The 19394-nt window shown below is 62.9% G+C and carries 20 protein-coding genes; 15 read left to right on the top strand and 5 right to left on the bottom strand.

Annotated features, from left to right (window positions below):
• Window positions 1–20 precede the first annotated feature (20 nt).
• Window positions 21–467, bottom strand: a complete 447-nt coding sequence (gene dksA / locus QMX96_RS11845; protein WP_043863802.1) for an RNA polymerase-binding protein DksA — start codon at window positions 465–467, stop codon at window positions 21–23.
• Window positions 468–677: 210 nt separating this feature from the next.
• Here dksA and QMX96_RS11850 point away from each other — a divergent pair, with 210 nt between their 5' ends.
• On the top strand, window positions 678–1850 hold the full coding sequence (locus tag QMX96_RS11850; protein WP_078481321.1) for a pyridoxal phosphate-dependent aminotransferase: 1173 nt from the start codon (window positions 678–680) through the stop codon (window positions 1848–1850).
• The gene (gene sfsA, locus QMX96_RS11855; protein WP_229590463.1) at window positions 1850–2560 is read left to right on the top strand and encodes a DNA/RNA nuclease SfsA; all 711 of its coding nucleotides are present in this window, start codon (window positions 1850–1852) and stop codon (window positions 2558–2560) included. The genes QMX96_RS11850 and sfsA overlap by 1 nt, the downstream gene beginning before the upstream one ends.
• Here sfsA and QMX96_RS11860 read toward each other — a convergent pair.
• A complete protein-coding gene (locus tag QMX96_RS11860; RefSeq protein ID WP_058540543.1) occupies window positions 2553–2870 on the bottom strand; it encodes a Rieske (2Fe-2S) protein in 318 nt (105 codons plus the stop codon). The two genes, sfsA and QMX96_RS11860, sit on opposite strands and share 8 nt — an antisense overlap.
• 166 nt (window positions 2871–3036) lie before the next feature.
• Here QMX96_RS11860 and QMX96_RS11865 point away from each other — a divergent pair, with 166 nt between their 5' ends.
• From QMX96_RS11865 to QMX96_RS11880, 4 genes are read left to right on the top strand one after another with little or no spacing between them, the layout of a single operon-like run.
• A complete protein-coding gene (locus QMX96_RS11865; RefSeq protein ID WP_054916529.1) occupies window positions 3037–3918 on the top strand; it encodes an ABC transporter substrate-binding protein in 882 nt (293 codons plus the stop codon).
• A 50-nt stretch (window positions 3919–3968) separates the two neighbouring features.
• Entirely contained in the window at window positions 3969–4952 is a 984-nt protein-coding gene (locus tag QMX96_RS11870) for an iron ABC transporter permease (RefSeq protein WP_196932677.1), read from the top strand.
• Entirely contained in the window at window positions 4952–5719 is a 768-nt protein-coding gene (locus tag QMX96_RS11875; RefSeq protein WP_043863796.1) for a heme ABC transporter ATP-binding protein, read from the top strand. The genes QMX96_RS11870 and QMX96_RS11875 overlap by 1 nt, the downstream gene beginning before the upstream one ends.
• A gap of 10 nt (window positions 5720–5729) precedes the next feature.
• Window positions 5730–6629, top strand: a complete 900-nt coding sequence (locus QMX96_RS11880) for a ChaN family lipoprotein (protein ID WP_282361833.1) — start codon at window positions 5730–5732, stop codon at window positions 6627–6629.
• Between the two features lie 246 nt (window positions 6630–6875).
• Here the strand turns inward: QMX96_RS11880 and QMX96_RS11885 are convergent, their stop codons facing one another.
• From QMX96_RS11885 to QMX96_RS11895, 3 genes are all read right to left on the bottom strand, one after another.
• Complete coding sequence (locus QMX96_RS11885) at window positions 6876–7148, bottom strand: TfoX/Sxy family protein (RefSeq protein WP_043863794.1); 273 nt, start codon at window positions 7146–7148, stop codon at window positions 6876–6878.
• A gap of 167 nt (window positions 7149–7315) precedes the next feature.
• A complete protein-coding gene (locus tag QMX96_RS11890; RefSeq protein WP_043863793.1) occupies window positions 7316–7660 on the bottom strand; it encodes a pentapeptide repeat-containing protein in 345 nt (114 codons plus the stop codon).
• Between the two features lie 104 nt (window positions 7661–7764).
• Window positions 7765–9327 (bottom strand): bifunctional aminoglycoside phosphotransferase/ATP-binding protein, encoded by a 1563-nt coding sequence (locus QMX96_RS11895; RefSeq protein WP_282361834.1) that lies wholly within the window; start codon window positions 9325–9327, stop codon window positions 7765–7767.
• 118 nt (window positions 9328–9445) lie between these two features.
• Between QMX96_RS11895 and mrcB the strand changes: the two genes are divergently transcribed.
• The 9 genes from mrcB (at window position 9446) to msrQ (ending at window position 19282) form a co-directional block, all read left to right on the top strand.
• Window positions 9446–11767 (top strand): penicillin-binding protein 1B, encoded by a 2322-nt coding sequence (mrcB, locus tag QMX96_RS11900; RefSeq protein WP_054916525.1) that lies wholly within the window; start codon window positions 9446–9448, stop codon window positions 11765–11767.
• A 27-nt stretch (window positions 11768–11794) separates the two neighbouring features.
• On the top strand, window positions 11795–12532 hold the full coding sequence (locus QMX96_RS11905) for a hypothetical protein (RefSeq protein WP_054916524.1): 738 nt from the start codon (window positions 11795–11797) through the stop codon (window positions 12530–12532).
• Window positions 12532–12861, top strand: coding sequence for a YqcC family protein (locus QMX96_RS11910; protein ID WP_054916523.1), 330 nt, complete (start codon window positions 12532–12534; stop codon window positions 12859–12861). Before QMX96_RS11905 ends, QMX96_RS11910 begins: the two co-directional genes overlap by 1 nt.
• A 422-nt stretch (window positions 12862–13283) precedes the next feature.
• Window positions 13284–15008, top strand: coding sequence for an acetolactate synthase 3 large subunit (locus QMX96_RS11915; protein WP_043863936.1), 1725 nt, complete (start codon window positions 13284–13286; stop codon window positions 15006–15008).
• Between the two features lie 2 nt (window positions 15009–15010).
• Window positions 15011–15502 carry an acetolactate synthase small subunit gene (gene ilvN / locus QMX96_RS11920; protein ID WP_043863788.1) on the top strand — a complete coding sequence of 164 codons (492 nt, stop codon included), beginning with the start codon at window positions 15011–15013 and terminating at the stop codon, window positions 15500–15502.
• 53 nt (window positions 15503–15555) lie between these two features.
• Window positions 15556–16572 carry a ketol-acid reductoisomerase gene (gene ilvC / locus QMX96_RS11925; RefSeq protein WP_043863787.1) on the top strand — a complete coding sequence of 339 codons (1017 nt, stop codon included), beginning with the start codon at window positions 15556–15558 and terminating at the stop codon, window positions 16570–16572.
• 146 nt (window positions 16573–16718) lie between these two features.
• Window positions 16719–17579: a CDP-diacylglycerol--serine O-phosphatidyltransferase gene (pssA, locus tag QMX96_RS11930; RefSeq protein WP_043863786.1), complete on the top strand. Its 861-nt coding sequence runs from the start codon at window positions 16719–16721 to the stop codon at window positions 17577–17579.
• Between the two features lie 63 nt (window positions 17580–17642).
• Window positions 17643–18656, top strand: a complete 1014-nt coding sequence (gene msrP, locus QMX96_RS11935; RefSeq protein WP_282361835.1) for a protein-methionine-sulfoxide reductase catalytic subunit MsrP — start codon at window positions 17643–17645, stop codon at window positions 18654–18656.
• Entirely contained in the window at window positions 18656–19282 is a 627-nt protein-coding gene (gene msrQ / locus QMX96_RS11940; RefSeq protein ID WP_104571935.1) for a protein-methionine-sulfoxide reductase heme-binding subunit MsrQ, read from the top strand. Before msrP ends, msrQ begins: the two co-directional genes overlap by 1 nt.
• Window positions 19283–19394 lie beyond the last annotated feature (112 nt).

Below are 19394 nucleotides of genomic sequence, written 5' to 3' on the forward strand. Positions count from 1 at the left end.
AGCGCCCCGTTCTGTTCAGGTCAGGCCTTGCCGACCTGTTTTTCCTTGATTTCCGCAAGGTTCTTGCAGTCGAAGCACTTGTCGGCGGTAGGGCGGGCCTCCAGGCGGCGCACACCGATTTCAACACCGCAGTCTTCGCACCAGCCGTAGTCCTTGTCCTGGATCAGTTGCAGCGTCTTGTCGATCTTCTTGATCAACTTGCGCTCGCGGTCACGATTGCGCAGTTCCAGCGCAAATTCTTCTTCCTGGCTGGCACGGTCTGCCGGGTCGGCAAAGTTGGCTGCCTCTTCCTTCATGTGGTCTACAGTCCGATCCACTTCCTTCATCAGGTCCTGCTTCCACTTGTTCAGGATGGAGACAAAGTGGGCCCGCATGTCATCGCTCATGTACTCCTCACCCTTACCAGCTTCATAGGGGGTGAAGTCGCCAACGGCTTGAACGGTTTGTTTCTTTTCTTGGGTGGACATGAATAGACCGCCTCTCACTCTTCTAATCCATTGCGCAGGCTTCTCCATCTCCGGCGCCCGCCGGCCCTGCGACTGCGAGCCGCCGAACTTACCAGATCGAATCGGGGCGCGCTACTCCCGGTTGTCTCCCCGGTTGACCACGGCTTTACCCACACGTTCGTTCCCATGCATGGGTAGAATCATCATTTTAGACCCATTTGAGAGAAGGCCATGGCCCAGCCCTACAGTGCGCGCAGTCGCGCCATCGAACCCTTTCATGTCATGGCGCTGCTGGCGCGGGCCAACGAACTGCAGGCAGCCGGGCATGACGTGATCCACCTGGAGATCGGCGAGCCGGACTTCACCACTGCCGCGCCCATCGTCGAAGCCGGCCAGGCTGCCCTGGCCGCAGGCCACACGCGCTACACCGCGGCACGCGGCCTGCCTGCGCTGCGCGAGGCGATTGCCGGGTTCTATGCCCAGCGTTACGGGGTGAACATCGACCCGCAACGCATCCTGATCACCCCGGGCGGCTCGGGCGCTTTGCTGCTGGCGGCCAGCCTGCTGGTCGACCCAGGCAAGCACTGGCTGCTGGCCGACCCGGGCTACCCGTGCAACCGGCACTTTCTGCGCCTGGTCGAGGGCGGTGCGCAACTGGTGCCGGTCGGCCCCGAGGCCAACTACCAGCTCAATGCCGACCTGGTCGAGCGTTACTGGGACAACGAGACCGTCGGTGCACTGGTGGCCTCGCCCGCCAACCCCACCGGCACGGTGCTCGACCGCGAGCAACTGGCCAGCCTGTCGCAGGCCACCCGTGCGCACAATGGCCACCTGGTGGTCGACGAGATCTATCACGGCCTGACCTACGGCATCGACGCCCCCAGCGTGCTGGAAGTCGATGACGAAGCCTTCGTGCTGAATAGTTTCTCAAAATATTTCGGCATGACCGGCTGGCGCCTCGGTTGGCTGGTAGCGCCGCCTGCAGCGGTCGCCGACCTGGAGAAGCTGGCGCAAAACCTCTACATCAGTGCGCCGAGCATGGCCCAGCATGCTGCGCTGGCCTGTTTCGAACCGCGCACGCTGGCGATTTTCGAGGAGCGTCGCGCCGAGTTCGCGCGGCGTCGCGACTTCCTGTTGCCGGCCCTGCGCGAGCTGGGCTTCGGTATCGCGGTGGAACCGCAAGGGGCGTTCTACCTGTACGCCGATATCAGCGCGTTCGGCGGTGATGCCTTCGCGTTCTGCCAGCACTTCCTCGAAACCGAGCACGTAGCCTTCACCCCGGGCCTGGACTTCGGTCGTCACCAGGCCGGGCACCATGTGCGGTTTGCCTACACCCAGAGCCTGCCGCGCCTGCAGCAGGCGGTCGAGCGGATCGCCCGCGGTTTGCGGAGTTGGCAAGGCTGATGCGTTTTTTCCCCGAACTTGAGCAGGCGCGCCTGCTGCGGCGCTACAAGCGTTTTCTGGCCGACATCGAACTGGCCAACGGCGAACAGATGACCATCCACTGCCCCAACACCGGGTCGATGCTCAACTGCATGCTGGAGGGCGGCAAGGTCTGGTTCAGTCGGTCCAGCGACCCCAAGCGCAAATTGCCGGGCACCTGGGAAATCGCCGAGACCCCGCAAGGCCGGCTGGCCTGTGTGAACACCGGGCGGGCCAATGCCATCGTCGAAGAGGCGCTGCACGCCGGGCGCATCACCGAGCTGGCCGGCTTCACGGCGCTCCGGCGGGAGGTGGCCTATGGCGAGGAACGCAGCCGCATCGATTTTCGCCTGGAGTACCCCACAGGGCCGGCCTATGTCGAGGTCAAGAGCGTGACCCTGGGCTTCGACGGCTCGCGGGTGGCGGCGTTTCCCGACGCGGTGACCCAACGTGGCGCCAAGCACCTGCGCGAACTGTCGGCACTGGTGCGCCAGGGCGTGCGGGCGGTGCAACTGTATTGCGTGAACCTGAGCGGCATCGATGCGGTGCGCCCGGCCGAGGAAATCGACAGCGCCTATGCCGCGGCCTTGCGTGCAGCGGCAGCCGAAGGTGTCGAGGTGCTGGCCTACGGCGTGCACCTGGACGGCGAGCAGATCAGCATCGACCGCGCATTGCCGGTGATGCTCACGTAATGAGCCAGATGCCCTGGCTGTCTTCCCGGCAGTCCAGGGCCTGCAATGCATCCCCGGTACAGGGGCCGGCCACGCATTCACCGGACTCCGGCACGAACAGTGCGCCGTGATGAACGCAGGCGATCAGTTGGGCGCTGGGGTCCAGGAATTGGTCTGCCTCCCAGTTCAGGCCGATGCCACGATGAGGGCAGCGGTTGCGGTACAGGTAGACGCGGCCCTGGCGACGTACGCCGAACAGGTCGATGCCTGCGGCCTTGAAGCCACGGCTCTGGCCCTCGCCCAGATCGGACGGGCGGCAAAGAAGGTGCATGGGTAGGTTCACTTGAAGAAACGAGAGTCGGCTTGACGTCCAAATGCAAATAATTATCAAATTGCCCGCAATGGCCGTGCCCGGCGTCTTTATACCGCGAGTACGGGCACTGCCCAACCGTTATCCACCTGGACAACGGTCCGCCTTCATCTAAGGAAGCCTTGCTATGCGCCGACGTGCCAGCCTGATCGCCCTGTGTATCGGGCTTGTTTTCAACTCGGCGGCCCAGGCCGAACCCCTGGCCGCCCGCTGGGTCAGTGCCGGCGGTGCGCTGAGCGAGTGGGTGGTGGCGCTGGGCGGCGAGTCGCGGCTGGTGGGCGTCGACACCACCAGCCAGCACCCGGCGAGCCTCAAGGCGCTGCCCAGCATCGGCTACCAGCGTCAGCTGTCGGCCGAAGGGGTGCTCAGCTTGCGCCCGGACCTGCTGGTGGGCACCGAGGAGATGGGCCCGCCAGAGGTGCTCAAGCAGCTCCGGGGGGCCGGGGTGAAGGTGGAGCTGTTTTCGAGCACGCCCGAGCTGCAGGCCGTGCATGGCAACCTCCGGCAACTGGGCCGCCTGATGGGCGACGAGGCACAGGCAGAGCGCCTGTTCGGCGAGTACCGGCAGCAGCTTGACGGGCTGGCGGCACGAATCAAGGCAGTGCAGGGCAGTCAGGCGGCCCCTGGCGTGATTCTGCTGGTGGGGCATGGCGGTGCCAAGCCGATGATCGCGGGCAAGGGGACCGCAGGCGACTGGATGATTCGCCAGGCCGGCGGGCGCAACCTGGCCGACAATGACGGCTACAAGAACTTCTCGGTCGAGGCGCTGGCGGCGCTGAACCCCCAGGTGCTGGTATTTGCCGATCGCAGCCTGTCGGGCGAGGCGGCGCTGCAGGCCCTGCTCAAGGAAAACCCGGCGCTGGCGGCCTCTCGCGCAGCACGGGACAAGCGTCTGGTCGAACTTGACCCGACCTTGCTGGTGGGCGGCCTCGGGCCGCGTCAGCCGGCCAGCCTGCAAGCGCTGGCGCAAGCCTTCTACCCGGCGGCCAAGGCGCAACTGGCCCCATGAATCGACTGGTACCACCGCGTGCTCTGTTCATCGGCCTGAGCCTGCTGTGCCTGTTGGCGGTGTGGCTGTCATTGGCACTGGGGCCGGTCAGCCTGCCGTTGCTCGACACCCTGCGAGCCGGGCTGCGCCTGATAGGCGTGCCGATTCAGGCCCAGGGGCTGGAGCAGGCCGAACTGATCCTGGGCCAGATTCGTCTGCCGCGCACCTTGCTCGGGCTGGTGGTCGGCGCGGTGTTGGCGATTTCCGGCGTGGCGATGCAGGGCCTGTTTCGCAACCCGCTGGCCGACCCCGGCCTGGTCGGGGTGTCCAGCGGTGCTGCACTCGGGGCGGCGGTGGCGATTGTGGGCGGCAACTGGCTGGGGGGCGTGCCCGAGGTGTTCGCGCCCTATCTGTTGTCGATCTTCGCATTTCTCGGCGGGCTGGGCGTGACGGCGCTGGTCTACCGGTTGGGCCGGCGTGACGGTCAGACCAGTGTCGCCACCATGCTGCTGGCGGGCATCGCCCTGACCGCCCTGGCCGCCTCGGTGGTGGGGCTGTTCACTTATCTTGCCGACGACGCCACGCTGCGTACGCTGACGTTCTGGAACCTGGGCAGTCTCAATGGCGCAAGCTACCCGCGCCTGTGGCCGCTGTTGCTGGTGGCGGTGGTAGTGGCCTGGTGGCTGCCACGCCGGGCCGAGGCGCTCAATGCCCTGCTGCTGGGTGAGTCGGAGGCGCGCCACCTGGGTATCGAGGTCGAAACACTCAAGCGCGAACTGGTGTTCTGCACCGCGCTGGGCGTGGGGGCGGCGGTAGCGGCGGCGGGGTTGATCGGTTTTGTCGGGCTGGTGGTGCCGCACATGGTGCGACTGTTGTCCGGCCCCGACCATCGCGTGTTGCTGCCGGCGTCGCTGCTGGCCGGAGCGTCGCTGCTGCTGTTCGCCGACCTGATTGCGCGGCTGGCACTGGCGCCGGCAGAGCTGCCGATTGGCATCGTCACTGCATTTATCGGTGCCCCCTTCTTCCTTTTTCTGCTGCTACGGGGGCGTGCCTGATGCTACGGGTGGAGAACCTGCAGGTGGTGCGCGGGCAGACCCGGGTGCTCGATGGCATCACCCTGGGCATCGAGCCGGGGCAGGTGCTGGGTGTGCTGGGCCCCAATGGTGCTGGCAAGAGCACCTTGCTCGCAGCGTTGTGCGGCGAATTGCCTGCCCATCATGGCCGTGTGCTGCTGGATGAGCGTGCGTTGGGCGACTGGAGCGGGCATGAGCGGGCACAACGCCTGGCGGTACTGCCGCAGACTTCAAGCCTGGGCTTTGCGTTTCGTGTCGAGGAGGTGGTGGCCATGGGGCGACTGCCCCACCGCACTGGTCAGGTGCGCGACCAGGCAATCGTGGTCGAGGCACTGGAGGCGGCGGATGCCGGGCACCTGGTGGGGCGCAGCTACCTGGCGCTGTCGGGGGGCGAGCGTCAGCGAGTGCACCTGGCGCGGGTGCTGGCGCAGCTCTGGCCAGGGGGCGACGGCTGCACGCTGTTGCTCGACGAGCCGACGTCCATGCTCGACCCCCTGCATCAGCACACCACGTTGCAGGCGGTCAGAGCCTTTGCCGACCGTGGTGCGGCGGTACTGGTGATCCTGCATGACCTGAACCTGGCGGCGCGCTATTGTGACCGCATCCTGCTGCTCGAACGTGGCTGCCCGCACGCGCTGGATACCCCTGAACAGGTGCTTCGGCCCGAAGCGCTGCGCGCCGTGTTCGGCCTTGAAGTACTGGTTCAACCTCACCCCGAGCGGGGGCACCCGCTCATCATCGCCCGCTAGGAGCTCGCCCATGCCTCGCACGTTGCTGTTTGGCACCCTGTTGCTGCTGGCGTTGGGACTGAGCGCTTGCCAGTCCGGCGCAGCGTTGGCGCCACTGCCGCAGTGGCAAGGTCCGCAGGGGCGCGATCATGCCGAGCTGGGGCAGATCCGCGAGTTGAGCACAGGCCGGTTGCTGACACCGGAGCAACTGGCCCGGCGCCTGGCTGCGGCACCGCGGGTGCTGGTGGGGGAGCAGCACGACAACCCCGATCACCATGCCTTGCAGTTGTGGTTGTTACGCGCGCTGGAGCAGCAACGGCCGCAGGGCAGCCTGCTGTTGGAGATGCTGGAGCCGGCGCAGCAGGCGCGGGTGGATGCACTCAAGCAGCAGCCCACGCTACCGGTCGACCTGGTGTCGGCGCTGCACTGGCAATCAGGTTGGGATTGGGCCCTGTATGGCCCGATCGTGCGCCATGCGCTGGGGCAGCCCTATCCGTTGCTGGCGGCGAACCTTGATCGCGCCGAGGTGCGGGATATCTACCGCCAGGTACCGAAGTTGGAGGGGCAGCACGCTACGACCGCTGCGGTTACCCAGGCCTTGCTCGACCAGGTACGTGAAGGGCATTGCGGGCTGCTGCCTGAATCGCAGATGCCGGCCATGCTGGCGGTACAGCAGCAGCGTGACCGGCGAATCGCCCAGCGCCTGATGCAGGCGCCGACGCCGGCCCTGCTGTTGGCGGGGGCCTATCACGTGCGCAACGACCTGGGCGTGCCCTTGCATCTGCTGGACCTGGGGGTAGAGCAGGGCACCAGCGTGCTGATGCTGGCGCAGGTGGGGGAAAAGGTGGACGCAGGCATGGCCGATTACGTGTGGTTTACCGCTGGCGTGGCCGAGCAGGATTACTGTGCGAGCCTGCGCAAGGGCGGGTGATACAGGCTGTGAATGTGTGGTGGCCCTTTTCGCTGGCTTGCCAGTGCATAGGCCATGACAGGCAACTCAAATCCCAGGCAAAAAAAGACCCGGCAAAGTGCCGGGTCAATAACCGTGATTAGCCTGATGAGGAGATAATCTGAGAGTCCGAACCAAGGTCTTTCAGAATATCCAACCAGTCTCGCGACCAGTTGTGATAATCATAACGATTCTCATTTCGAAGTCAATCCTTTCATTCTGCTTATTTCAATTATTTTTGCAGGGCGCCTTGGCATCCAGCTGTTTGTTCAGCGCATCCTTGCGTTCAACGGGGATGTCGTTCCAGTGCACATCCAGCAGCGCGCCTTCTATCGCGTAGAGCAGCACCTTCGAGGCACGAAAGCCGCGGCTGCGTACCGCGTGGTAGGCGTTCACCGCGCCCAGCCGACGAAGGTCCGAGAGACTGTGGATGCCCACCGCATGCAGCCACTGCGCCGACGTCTTGCCAAGATTTTTCAGATGCTGAAGTTCATCGTTCATCAAGCCTCCTTGCGACGGCTGAACGGGTCCTGGAGATTGATTCGTGGGCAGGTCAAGAAGGAGTGTAGCGGCAGTTGGAAAATACGCGGCGTTTTGCCATGGGCGGTGCACGGCGGGGCCTGCAGCCACCGCCGGCATTGGCAGGTGGTGGCTGTAGGCAGATGCTTTCAGCGGGTGCGGTAACGCAGGCGGGTGCCGAAATTGACCGACATCAGAATCTCGTCGGCACTCAGTTCTGCGGGGAAGTAGGTGCCGGAGATCTGCGCGTGGGCCAGGCTGGCACCTTCGAGGCAGTTCTCGCGCAGGTCCAGCCCACGCAGGTCGGAGGCGCGAAAGTAGGCGCCACTGAAATCGATGCCCTCGGTGTCCAGCTTGCGCAGGTCCAGCCCTCGAAAGTCACCGTCCTTGAAGTCGACAATGGCGTTCCTGGGCTTCTCACGATTGAATTCCGCGATGTGTTCCTTGTGCACCAGAGCGTATAGCGCGCTGTCGAGCTGGCGTGGCTGGTTCATGAGGGCGCCTCCTTGTGTGGCCTGATGATGGCATTATAGTGCCACTGTGCGGAGGCGCCCGAGATAGAGGCGTGAAGTGTGGACTGCTTCACGCCCTCGCCGTTTTAAAGGCCGGGCAGGCGCTGGCGAATCTGCTTGACCAGTTCATCCAGGCTGCCGCTTTCGTTGGTTTCCACGCGCCTGGCCTTGAGCAGCTCTTCGCCTGTCAGCGGGTCGCGACTGGCTTGCTGGGCGGCGACCACTTCCAGAGTGGCGTCGGACGGGTCGTTCTGGTCGGCCTGGCGCTGTGCCAGCCAGCTGGCGATCACGGCGTCCGGTGCATTGCAGTCGAGGATCAGGAAGGGAACGCCGGTTTCGCTGGCAACGTCGGCGGCGGCCTGGCGCTGTGCCTGCTTGAGGTAGGTGGCATCGATCACCACCGGGAACCCCGCGCGCAGGATTGTTCCGGCCAGCTGATGCAGGTGCTGGTAGGTCTTCTGGCTGGCGTCATCGGCGTAGATGCCTTGTTGCAGCTGACCGGCGGCCTGCTCGGCCTGCTCGCCGAACAGGCGCTTGCGTTCAACGTCCGAGCGCAGGCGAATGGCACCTAGTGCTTCGACCATGCGCATGGCGACATGGCTTTTGCCAACGGCCGACACACCGTGGGTGATGGCCAGCAGGCGCGACGGGATGGCGCTGTAGCTCTCGGCCAGGTTGGCGTAGTTGCGGTACTGACGCAGGGTGGTGGCCCGTTGTACGCCATCGGCGTCGGCCGGCATGCTGAACAGCGCGACCTTGGCCCGCACCAGCGCACGGTAGGCCTTGTAGAAGTTCAGCAGTTCGAGGCCGGCGTAATCGCCGGTGATTTCCAGGTACTGGCTGATGAAGCGCCGCGCCAGCGACTTGAGGCCGCGGTCTTCCAGGTCCATGGCCAGGAACGCCGTATCGGCGTACACATCGGTCAGGCGGAAGGGTTCGTTGAATTCGATGCAATCGAAAATCACCACCTTGCCGTCGATCAGTGTGGCGTTGCCCAGGTGGATATCGCCATGGCACTCGCGTATGAAACCTTCGGCCTTGCGCGCTTCGAACAGGCCGTGCAGTCGGTCGAAGCTGCTGCGCGCCCAGGCCTGCAGCGCATCGAGCTGCACCAGGTCGGCCTTGTCGCTGAGGAACGGGCGAATCTGTTCGAAGTTCTGTTCAACCGGAGCCATCACGCTGTCGGGCGTGCCCAGCGGGTGTTCGACAGCCACTTTCGGTGCGGCCAGGTGGAACTGGGCGATCTGGCGGGCCATCTGGTCGATATGCGCAGCGGTCAGTTCGCCATTGGCCTGCAGCGTGCTGAGCATCTGGTTCTGGGGGAACTGGCGCATTTTCAGCGCGTACTCGATCGGCGCGCCGTCACCTCCCAGCTGCGGGGCCTCGACGCTGCCGGTGATGGGCAGTACTTCCAGGTACAGGTCGTCGGTCAGGCGCTGGTTGAGGCGCAGTTCTTCGGCGCAGAAATGCGCGCGACCCGACAGCTCGGTGAAGTCCAGGAAGCCGAAGTTCATCGGTTTCTTGATCTTGTAGGCGTATTCGCCCGTGAGCAGCACCCAGGAAATGTGCGTCTCGATGACCTGGAATTCCTTTACAGGGTGCGCAAACAGGGCCGGGTTTTGCAGGGCGGCGATCAAGGCTTGGCTCACGGTCGATCCTTCTGGGTCGTGGGAGATTCGAATCGACCATTATGGCGGCAAGCGGGGCCGCTGCAAACCGCCGGAGGGCGTCTGTCGACAAGCCATAAAGTGCGTATAATCCGCCGCCATGACTCGTACCCGATCTTCCCGTACCTCTAAAAAACGCCCTTCTGGTCGCGCGCGCGCCTGGTTGGGCTGGGCCCTCAAGCTCAGCCTGGTCGGCCTTGTGGTGCTGGCCGGCTTTGCGGTTTATCTCGATGCCGTGGTCCAGGAGAAATTCTCCGGCAAACGCTGGACCATCCCGGCCAAGGTCTACGCGCGCCCGCTCGAGCTGTTCGTCGGGCAGAAGCTGAGCAAGAACGACTTCCTGATCGAGCTCGATGCCCTGGGCTATCGCCGCGAAAGCGTGGCCAACGGCCCGGGCGCGGCCTCGGTCAACGGCAACACCATCGACCTCAATACCCGCGGCTTCCAGTTCTATGAAGGCATGGAAAAAGCCCAGGGCGTGCGCGTGCGCTTCTCTGGCGACTACGTTGCCGGCCTGAGCGGTACCAATGGGTCGAAGCTCGACGTGGTGCGCCTGGAGCCGCTGCTGATCGGCGGCATCTACCCGAAGAACCTTGAAGACCGCATCCTGATCAAGCTCGATCAGGCGCCGCCCTATCTGCTCGAAACCCTGGTGGCGGTGGAAGACCGTGACTTCTACCACCACTTCGGAGTGTCGCCCAAGTCGATTGCGCGGGCCATCTGGGTCAACACCTCGTCCGGCGCCATGCGCCAGGGCGGCAGTACCCTGACCCAGCAGTTGGTCAAGAACTTCTACCTGACCAACGAGCGCAGCCTCAGCCGCAAGCTCAACGAAGCGATGATGGCGCTGCTGCTCGAAGCCCACTACAGCAAGCGCGACATCCTCGAGGCGTACCTCAACGAGGTGTTCGTGGGCCAGGATGGCCAGCGTGCGGTGCACGGTTTCGGCCTGGCCAGTCAGTTCTTCTTCAGCCAGCCGCTGTCCGAGCTCAAGCTGCACCAGGTGGCGCTGCTGGTGGGCATGGTCAAGGGGCCGTCCTACTACAACCCGCGTCGTTCCCCGGAACGCGCGCTGACGCGTCGCAACCTGGTGCTCGACCTGCTGGCCGAGCAGGGCGTGGCGACCCCCGAAGCGGTCGAGGCCGCGAAGAAAATGCCACTGGGTGTGACCAAGCGCGGCAGCCTGGCGGACAGCTCGTTCCCCGGCTTCCTCGATCTGGTCAAGCGCCAGTTGCGCCAGGACTACCGTGACGAAGACTTGACCGAGGAGGGGCTGCGTATCTTCACCAGCTTCGACCCGATCCTGCAGATGAAGTCCGAAGCGGCGATGAACGAAACCTTCAAGCGCCTCAGCGGGCGCAAGGGGGCGGACGAAGTCGAGGCGGCGATGGTGGTGACCAACCCGGAAACCGGGGAGGTGCAGGCACTGATCGGCAGCCGCCAGGCCGGGTTTGCCGGTTTCAACCGTGCAATCGACGCCGTGCGTCCCATCGGCTCGCTGGTCAAGCCGGCGGTGTACCTGACCGCGCTGGAAAAACCGAGCCAGTTCACCCTCACCAGCTGGGTGCAGGATGAACCCTTCTCGGTGAAGGGCGCCGACGGCCAGGTGTGGAAGCCGCAGAACTACGACCGGCGCGCCCATGGCACGATCTTCCTGTACCAGGGGCTGGCCAATTCCTACAACCTGTCGACCGCCAAGCTTGGCCTGGAAGTGGGCGTGCCCAACGTGCTCAAGACCATTGGCCGCCTGGGTGTCAACGTCGACTGGCCGGCCTTCCCGTCGATGCTGCTGGGTGCCGGGGGCATGTCGCCGGTGCAGGTTGCGACCATGTACCAGACCCTGGCCAATGGCGGCTTCAACACGCCGATGCGAGGCATCCGCAGCGTGCTGACCGCCGAGGGCGAGCCGCTCAAGCGCTACCCGTTCCAGATCCAGCAGACGTTCGACCCGGGGTCCATCTATCTGGTGCAGAACGCCATGCAGCGGGTGATGCGTGAAGGTACCGGACGCTCGGTTTACAGTGTATTGCCCAGTTCGTTGAACCTGGCCGGCAAGACCGGTACCAGCAACGATTCGCGTGACAGCTGGTTCGCAGGGTTCAGCCAGGACCTGCTGGCAGTGGTGTGGCTGGGTCGCGATGACAACGGCAAGACACCGTTCACCGGCGCCACCGGCGCGTTGCAGGTCTGGACCAGCTTCATGCGCAAGGCCGACCCGCTACCGCTGGACATGCCACAGCCTGACAACGTGGTGCAGGCCTGGGTCGATCCGCATACCGGCCAAGGTTCCGATGCCAGCTGCCCGGGCGCGGTACAGATGCCGTATATTCGCGGCAGTGAGCCAGTGGCCGGCGCCGCCTGTGGCGGCGAGCAGGCACCTGCCGAGTCCGTGATGGACTGGGTCAAGGGCTGGATGAATTAAGCCAAAGCACAGCAAAGAGGGTGTGACGTGAACAAGTGGTTGTTTCCTGCCTTGACGGCACTGGCTTTGCTTACAGGTTGCGCCAGCGTGCAGCGTGGCTCGATCCCCGTAGTGGATTCAGGGACGCGGGTTTCCAACAGCGAGCGAGTGTCGGCCAACCGTGCCGGCGCTGCCGTGAACACCGGTACTCGCCAGGCGCAGGCGATGCCGCAGGATTCCGGGGTGACGGTGATGGTGCCCCAGGGCGCCGGCTCCGAGCCGATCCAGACCTTTGCGGCGCCTACCGGGCCAGCGTCGATCGACACCGGGCCGATTACCCCAGGCCCGCAGAATTCGGCGCCGTTCCCGAGCACCAGCAGCGGTGGCTACAGCGCACCGAGCGCACCCACCGGCATCCCCAGTTCGAACACCGGCAGCGGCGGCCTCTCGGCTGACGAACAGCTCGATGGCCCGGTGCTGGCGCTGTTGACCACGGCGCAGACGCAGCAGACCGGCGGCGATCTCAACGGCGCCTCGTCCAGCCTTGAGCGTGCCCAGCGCATTGCCCCGCGTGAACCGCAGGTACTCTACCGTCTGGCCCAGGTGCGACTGGCCCAGGGCGATGCGGCGCAGTCCGAACAGCTGGCGCGCCGTGCCCTGACCTACGCCAACGGTCGCCCCGATCTGCAGGCCGGCCTGTGGGACATCATCGCCCAGGCGCGCGACAAGCAGGGTGACGCCGCCGGCGCCGCGCTGGCTCGCCAGAAAGCCAAGGTCAGCCTGTAATGGAGGCGCGCATTCTGGCGATTGCAGACCACCTGCTGCTGATAGAGCACGAGCTGCACAGGCAGGGCTGGTGGTCCGCCGAGGCGCCCAGTGCGCAAGCCCTGGCCAGCACCACGCCGTTCGCCGTCGACGCCATGAACTTCGATCAGTGGCTGCAGTGGATCTTTCTGCCGAAGATGAAACAGATACTCGAAAGCGGTGCGCCGCTGCCCAGTGCCTCGGGCATCCTGGTGATGGCTGAAACGGTGTACGTGGATCGGCCGCAAGAAAGTCGCGAGTTGCGTCGTCTATTAGCAGAGTTTGACCAATTGATCAGTGCTTCTGCCTGAATTTCCCTATTTTCACCCTAAGAGCCGCAGATTGTGGCTCTTTTTGTTTCTGAAGTTTGTTTTTCTGCTGCTGTCTTTGTAATTCGTGGTGGCTGCGGATCGTCATTTGGAAAAATTGGCAATAATTTTTCTTGACTTGCAGGCGCAGAATCAGAAGAATCCAGTTTCCGCTGTAGAGGGACTGCCAGAAGCAGACCCGCTAAGCAGATCATGAGGCGCACACCCGCGCCGACCTGTTACACCCCGCAACGCGTTACCTCGCGCTGGGTGGGAAAACCCCGCAACACTTTGGGGCGCTCCCAATACTTGCTCAGTCAGTGCTGACGTAGTCGGCGATTTCGTCGCTCATGCTCTGCTTGGCAGTAAACCTATTAAGACCCGTCCTGCCTGGACGGTATTCTGGCGTTTTAGAGGTGAACAACGTGGAGCTTTTATCTGGCGCTGAAATGGTCGTCCGCTTTTTGCGTGACGAAGGCGTTAAGCACATCTACGGGTACCCTGGCGGTGCTCTCCTGCATGTATACGATGCCCTGTTCAAGGAACCGGAAGTAAGCCACATCCTGGTTCGCCACGAGCAGGCGGCAACCCACATGGCCGACGGCTATGCCCGTGCCACCGGCAAGGCCGGCGTGGTACTGGTGACTTCCGGTCCGGGTGCCACCAATGCCATCACCGGTATTGCCACGGCGTACATGGACTCCATCCCGATGGTCATCCTCTCCGGTCAGGTGCCCAGCACCATGGTCGGTACCGATGCCTTCCAGGAAACCGACATGATCGGTATCTCGCGGCCGATCGTGAAGCACAGCTTCATGATCAAACATGCCTCGGAAATTCCTGAAATCCTGAAAAAAGCCTTCTACCTGGCTGAATCCGGTCGTCCTGGCCCGGTTGTCGTCGATATTCCGAAAGACATGACCAACCCGGCCGAGAAGTTCGAGTACGTCTACCCGAAAAAGGTCAAGCTGCGCTCCTACAGCCCGGCCGTTCGCGGGCACTCGGGTCAGATCCGCAAGGCCGCCGAGATGCTGCTGGCCGCCAAGCGCCCGATCGTCTACTCCGGCGGTGGCGTGATCCTCGGTGGTGGCTCGGCTGCGTTGACCGAGGTCGCGCAACTGCTCAACCTGCCGGTCACCAATACCCTCATGGGGCTGGGTGGCTATCCGGGCACCGACCGTCAGTTCCTGGGCATGCTCGGCATGCACGGCAGCTACACGGCCAACCTGGCGATGCACCATGCCGACGTGATCCTGGCCGTCGGTGCGCGTTTCGACGACCGTGTGGTCAACGGCCCGGCGCGGTTCTGCCCGAATGCCAAGGTCATCCACATCGACATCGACCCGGCATCGATCTCCAAGACCATCAAGGCCGATGTGCCTATCGTCGGCCCGGTCGAGAGCGTGTTGAGCGAAATGCTCGCCACCTTGCGCGAAATCGGCGAGAAGCCTGATCAGGCGGCGATGGATGCCTGGTGGAAGCAGATTGCCGAATGGCGTGGCGACGGCATCATGTTCCCGTACAACAAGGGCGATGGCAGCGTCATCAAGCCGCAGACCGTGATCGAAACCCTGTGCGAAGTCACCAAGGGGGATGCGTTCGTCACCTCCGACGTGGGTCAGCACCAGATGTTCGCGGCGCAGTACTACCGCTTCAACAAGCCGAACCGCTGGATCAACTCTGGTGGCCTGGGAACCATGGGCTTCGGTTTCCCGGCGGCCATGGGCGTCAAGCTGAACTTCCCGGATCAGGACGTTGCCTGCGTCACCGGCGAGGGCAGCATCCAGATGAACATTCAGGAGCTCTCTACCTGCCTGCAGTACGACCTGCCGGTAAAGATCGTCAACCTGAACAATGGCGTGTTGGGCATGGTTCGCCAATGGCAGGACATGGCCTACAACAGCCGTCACTCGCACTCCTACATGGAATCGCTGCCTGACTTCGTCAAGCTGGCCGAAGCCTATGGTCACGTGGGTATCCGCATCACCGACCTGAAGGACCTCAAGCCCAAGCTCGAGGAAGCCTTCGCCATGAAAGACCGGTTGGTGTTCATCGATATCCAGGTCGACAACAGCGAGCACGTCTACCCGATGCAGATCAAAGACGGCTCGATGCGCGATATGTGGCTGAGCAAGACGGAGCGGACCTAATCATGCGGCACATTATTTCCCTGCTGTTGGAAAACGAACCAGGTGCCTTGTCCCGTGTGGTCGGCCTGTTCTCGCAGCGCAACTACAACATCGAAAGCCTGACCGTCGCCCCGACCGAAGACCCGACCCTGTCGCGCCTGACGTTGACCACGGTTGGTCATGACGAGGTGATCGAGCAGATCACCAAGAACCTGAACAAGCTGGTTGAAGTGGTCAAGCTGGTCGACCTGTCGGAAAGCGCGCACATCGAGCGTGAACTGATGCTGGTCAAGATCAAGGCCACGGGTGCGCAGCGTGCCGAGATCAAGCGCACCACCGATATCTATCGTGGGCAGATCGTCGACGTCAGCAGCACGGTCTATACCGTGCAGCTGTCGGGCACCAGCGACAAGCTGGACAGCTTCATCCAGTCGATTGGTACCGCGTCCATTCTCGAAACAGTACGCAGTGGTGTCACCGGCATTGCCCGTGGCGACAAAGTGCTCAGCATCTAACTCAAAAAATTAGCGAATGGCCTGAAAGGGCCGAGATAACCAGGGGTATTTTCATGAAAGTTTTCTACGACAAAGACTGCGACCTTTCGATCATCCAGGGCAAGAAAGTTGCCATCATCGGTTACGGTTCCCAGGGCCACGCTCAAGCGTGCAACCTGAAAGACTCCGGTGTGGATGTCACTGTCGGTCTGCGTAAAGGTTCGGCCACCGTTGCCAAAGCCGAAGCCCACGGCCTGAAAGTGGCTGACGTGGCAAGCGCTGTTGCCGGTGCCGACCTGGTCATGATCCTGACCCCGGACGAGTTCCAGTCGCAGCTGTACAAGAACGAAGTCGAGCCGAACATCAAGAAGGGCGCCACCCTGGCCTTCTCCCACGGTTTCGCTATCCACTACAACCAGGTCGTTCCACGTGCTGACCTGGACGTGATCATGATCGCGCCAAAAGCGCCTGGTCACACCGTACGTTCCGAGTTCGTGAAAGGCGGCGGTATCCCTGACCTGATCGCCATCTACCAGGACGCTTCCGGCAATGCCAAGAACGTTGCCCTGTCCTACGCCGCAGGCGTTGGTGGCGGCCGTACCGGCATCATCGAAACCACCTTCAAGGACGAGACCGAAACCGACCTGTTCGGCGAGCAGGCCGTTCTGTGCGGCGGTACCGTCGAGCTGGTCAAGGCCGGCTTCGAAACCCTGGTTGAAGCGGGCTACGCGCCAGAAATGGCCTACTTCGAGTGCCTGCACGAACTGAAGCTGATCGTTGACCTCATGTACGAAGGCGGTATCGCCAACATGAACTACTCGATCTCCAACAACGCCGAATACGGCGAGTACGTGACCGGCCCTGAAGTCATCAACGCCGAATCCCGTCAGGCCATGCGCAATGCCCTGAAACGCATTCAGGACGGCGAATACGCCAAGATGTTCATCAGCGAAGGCGCTACCGGCTATCCTTCGATGACCGCCAAGCGTCGCAACAACGCTGCCCACGGTATCGAAGTCATCGGCGAGCAACTGCGCTCGATGATGCCTTGGATCGCAGCGAACAAAATCGTCGACAAGGCCAAGAACTGATCTTGATCTGATGCGATGAAAACGCGGCTTCGGCCGCGTTTTTTCGTTTAGGCAGTCAGCTTCTGGTATAAAGCTTCATCGTTTGCCGGCGAACCCTCGTCGCAGACGTCTGTCGAAACTTTCCAAACCGTTGCAAGGTAATGTCCATGAGCGAACGTCCCGAAGAGCCGAACAAGGCCTCTGACGCCGAAAGCCTGCTACCGATCGATGAGCATGTTGAAGAAGGGCATGACGCCGAAGGACGCAAGGTACGGCATCGCGGCATCTATCTGCTGCCCAACCTGTTCACCACTGCGAACCTGTTCGCCGGTTTCTATTCGATCATCAACTCCATGAGTGCGCAGAGCGCCCTGAGTGCCGGTGATCCGCGCGAAGCGAGCAAGTACTTCGCTTTCGCCGCCATCGCGATCTTCGTCGCCATGGTGCTCGATGGTCTGGACGGGCGTGTTGCCCGCATGACCAACACCCAGAGCGCCTTCGGCGCCGAGTACGACTCGTTGTCCGACATGGTCGCCTTTGGCGTGGCCCCGGCGTTGCTGGCCTTCGGCTGGGCGCTGGGTGACATGGGCAAGGTCGGCTGGATGGTTGCCTTCATCTATGTGGCGGGTGCGGCATTGCGCCTGGCACGCTTCAATACCCAGGTCGGCAAGGCCGACAAGCGCTACTTCATCGGCCTGGCCAGCCCGGCGGCAGCCGGCGTGGTTGCGGGTACGGTCTGGGCGTTCAGCGACTATGGCATCCAGGGTTCCAAGCTCTCGTTCCTGGTGGCGCTGCTGGTGGCGGCTGCCGGCATGCTGATGGTCAGCAACATCAAGTACAACAGCTTCAAGGAGCTGGACCTCAAGGGGCGGGTGCCGTTTGTGGCGATCCTTGTGGTGGTGCTGGTGTTCGCGGTGGTGTTCAGCGATCCGCCACGCATTCTGCTGCTGATTTTCCTCGCGTATGCCGCGTCGGGTCCTATCCAGTACCTGTTGCGTTCGCGTCGCAAGAAAACCACCGAGCAGTGATGTAATTTCCCCAAGGCTCCGTAGTCTACTGGTGCATCAGCTCACCGGTTCTACGGAGTCTTTATGCTTATCAAGCTGTCCCGGCCTTCCGACTGCAAAGAATCGGATATCACGCCTGAGTCCCTCTATCTCTCCCGACGCGCTCTGCTGGGTGGCACTGCGGCTGCATTGGCGGTCGGCAGCTTGCCGCGCTGGGCCGCTGCCGCCGAGGTTTCGCAGTATGCGGACGTCGACGCCGGTGCTGCCCCCAACTGGTTTGCCGAAAAACTGCCGGGCACCCAATGGCAGGCGGTAACGGTCAAGGGTGAAGCGATCACGCCGTTCAAGGATGCCACGCACTACAACAACTTCTACGAGTTCGGTACCGACAAGGGCGACCCTGTTGCCAACGCGGGTGCGCTGCCGACTTCGCCATGGACGGTGGTGGTGGATGGCGAGGTCGGTAAGCCGGGCCGCTATGCGCTCGAAGACTTCATGAAGCCTTATCAGTTGCAAGAGCGCATCTACCGGCTGCGTTGTGTGGAGGCCTGGTCGATGGTGATCCCCTGGTTGGGGTTTCCGATTTCGGCATTGCTCAAGCAGGTGGAACCGACCTCCAAGGCCCGTTACATCCGCTTCGAAACCCTGCAGGATCCAAAGCACATGCCCGGGCAGCGTTCGGGCTTCGCCCTGATCGACTGGCCCTATGTGGAAGGGCTGCGACTGGATGAGGCGATGAACCCGCTGGCCATCCTGGCGGTGGGCATGTATGGCCGCGAACTGCCCAACCAGAACGGTGCGCCGCTGCGCCTGGTGGTGCCGTGGAAGTATGGGTTCAAGAGCATCAAGTCCATCGTGCGTATCAGCCTGGTCGAGCAGCAGCCGCGCACCACCTGGCAGAACATCGCGCCTGAAGAGTACGGGTTCTATGCCAACGTGAACCCCACGGTGGACCACCCGCGCTGGACCCAGGCCCGTGAGCGCAGGCTGCCCAGCGGCCTGTTCAGCCCCAACGTTCGCGATACGCAGATGTTCAACGGCTATGCGGACGAAGTGGCTTCTTTATATAGCGGCCTGGACCTGCGGAAGAACTACTGATGCGCTATCCACTGTTTCGTTTCGCGGCCTTTCTGTTGGCTTGTGTTTGGCCGCTGTACTGGCTGGCCCAGGCTGTGCTCGATGCGCTGGGCCCCGATCCGGGCAAGGTGCTGGTGGACAGGATGGGGCAGGGTGCTCTGGTCATGCTGCTGGTAACGCTTTGCATGACGCCGTTGCAGAAGCTGACAGGCTGGTCTGGCTGGATCGTGGTGCGCCGGCAGCTCGGCCTGTGGTGCTTTGCCTATGTGCTGATGCACTTGTGTGCCTACCTGTTCTTTATCCTCGGGTTGGACTGGGGGCAGTTGGGCGTCGAGTTGCGCAAGCGCCCTTACATCATTGTTGGGAGTTTGGCGCTTGTCGGGCTGCTGGCACTGGCGGTGACCTCCAACCGCTACAGCCAGCGCCGCTTGGGCGCGCGGTGGAAGAAGCTGCACCGGCTTGTTTACGTGATCCTGGGTCTGGGGCTGCTGCATTTTCTGTGGATAGTGCGGGCAGACCTCAAGGAATGGACGGTGTACGCGGTCATCGGTGGGTTGTTGATGCTGCTGAGAGTGCCTTCTATAGAGAGGCGCATTCCCCGTGTGGGAGGACGCAAGCGTGTATCGGTGACGAAAGTTTCAAATTAGCCCTTGACGCACGATTTAATCTCTCTATAATTCGCCCCACTTCCGGCGCAGTCGGAACGAAAAACTCCTTGAATATCAACGAGTTGGACGTTTCAGGTCAGGCTGGAGGTGC

The sequence above is a fragment of the Pseudomonas sp. PS01300 genome, from assembly GCF_029960155.1.
Taxonomy (GTDB): Bacteria; Pseudomonadota; Gammaproteobacteria; order Pseudomonadales; family Pseudomonadaceae; genus Aquipseudomonas; species Aquipseudomonas palmensis.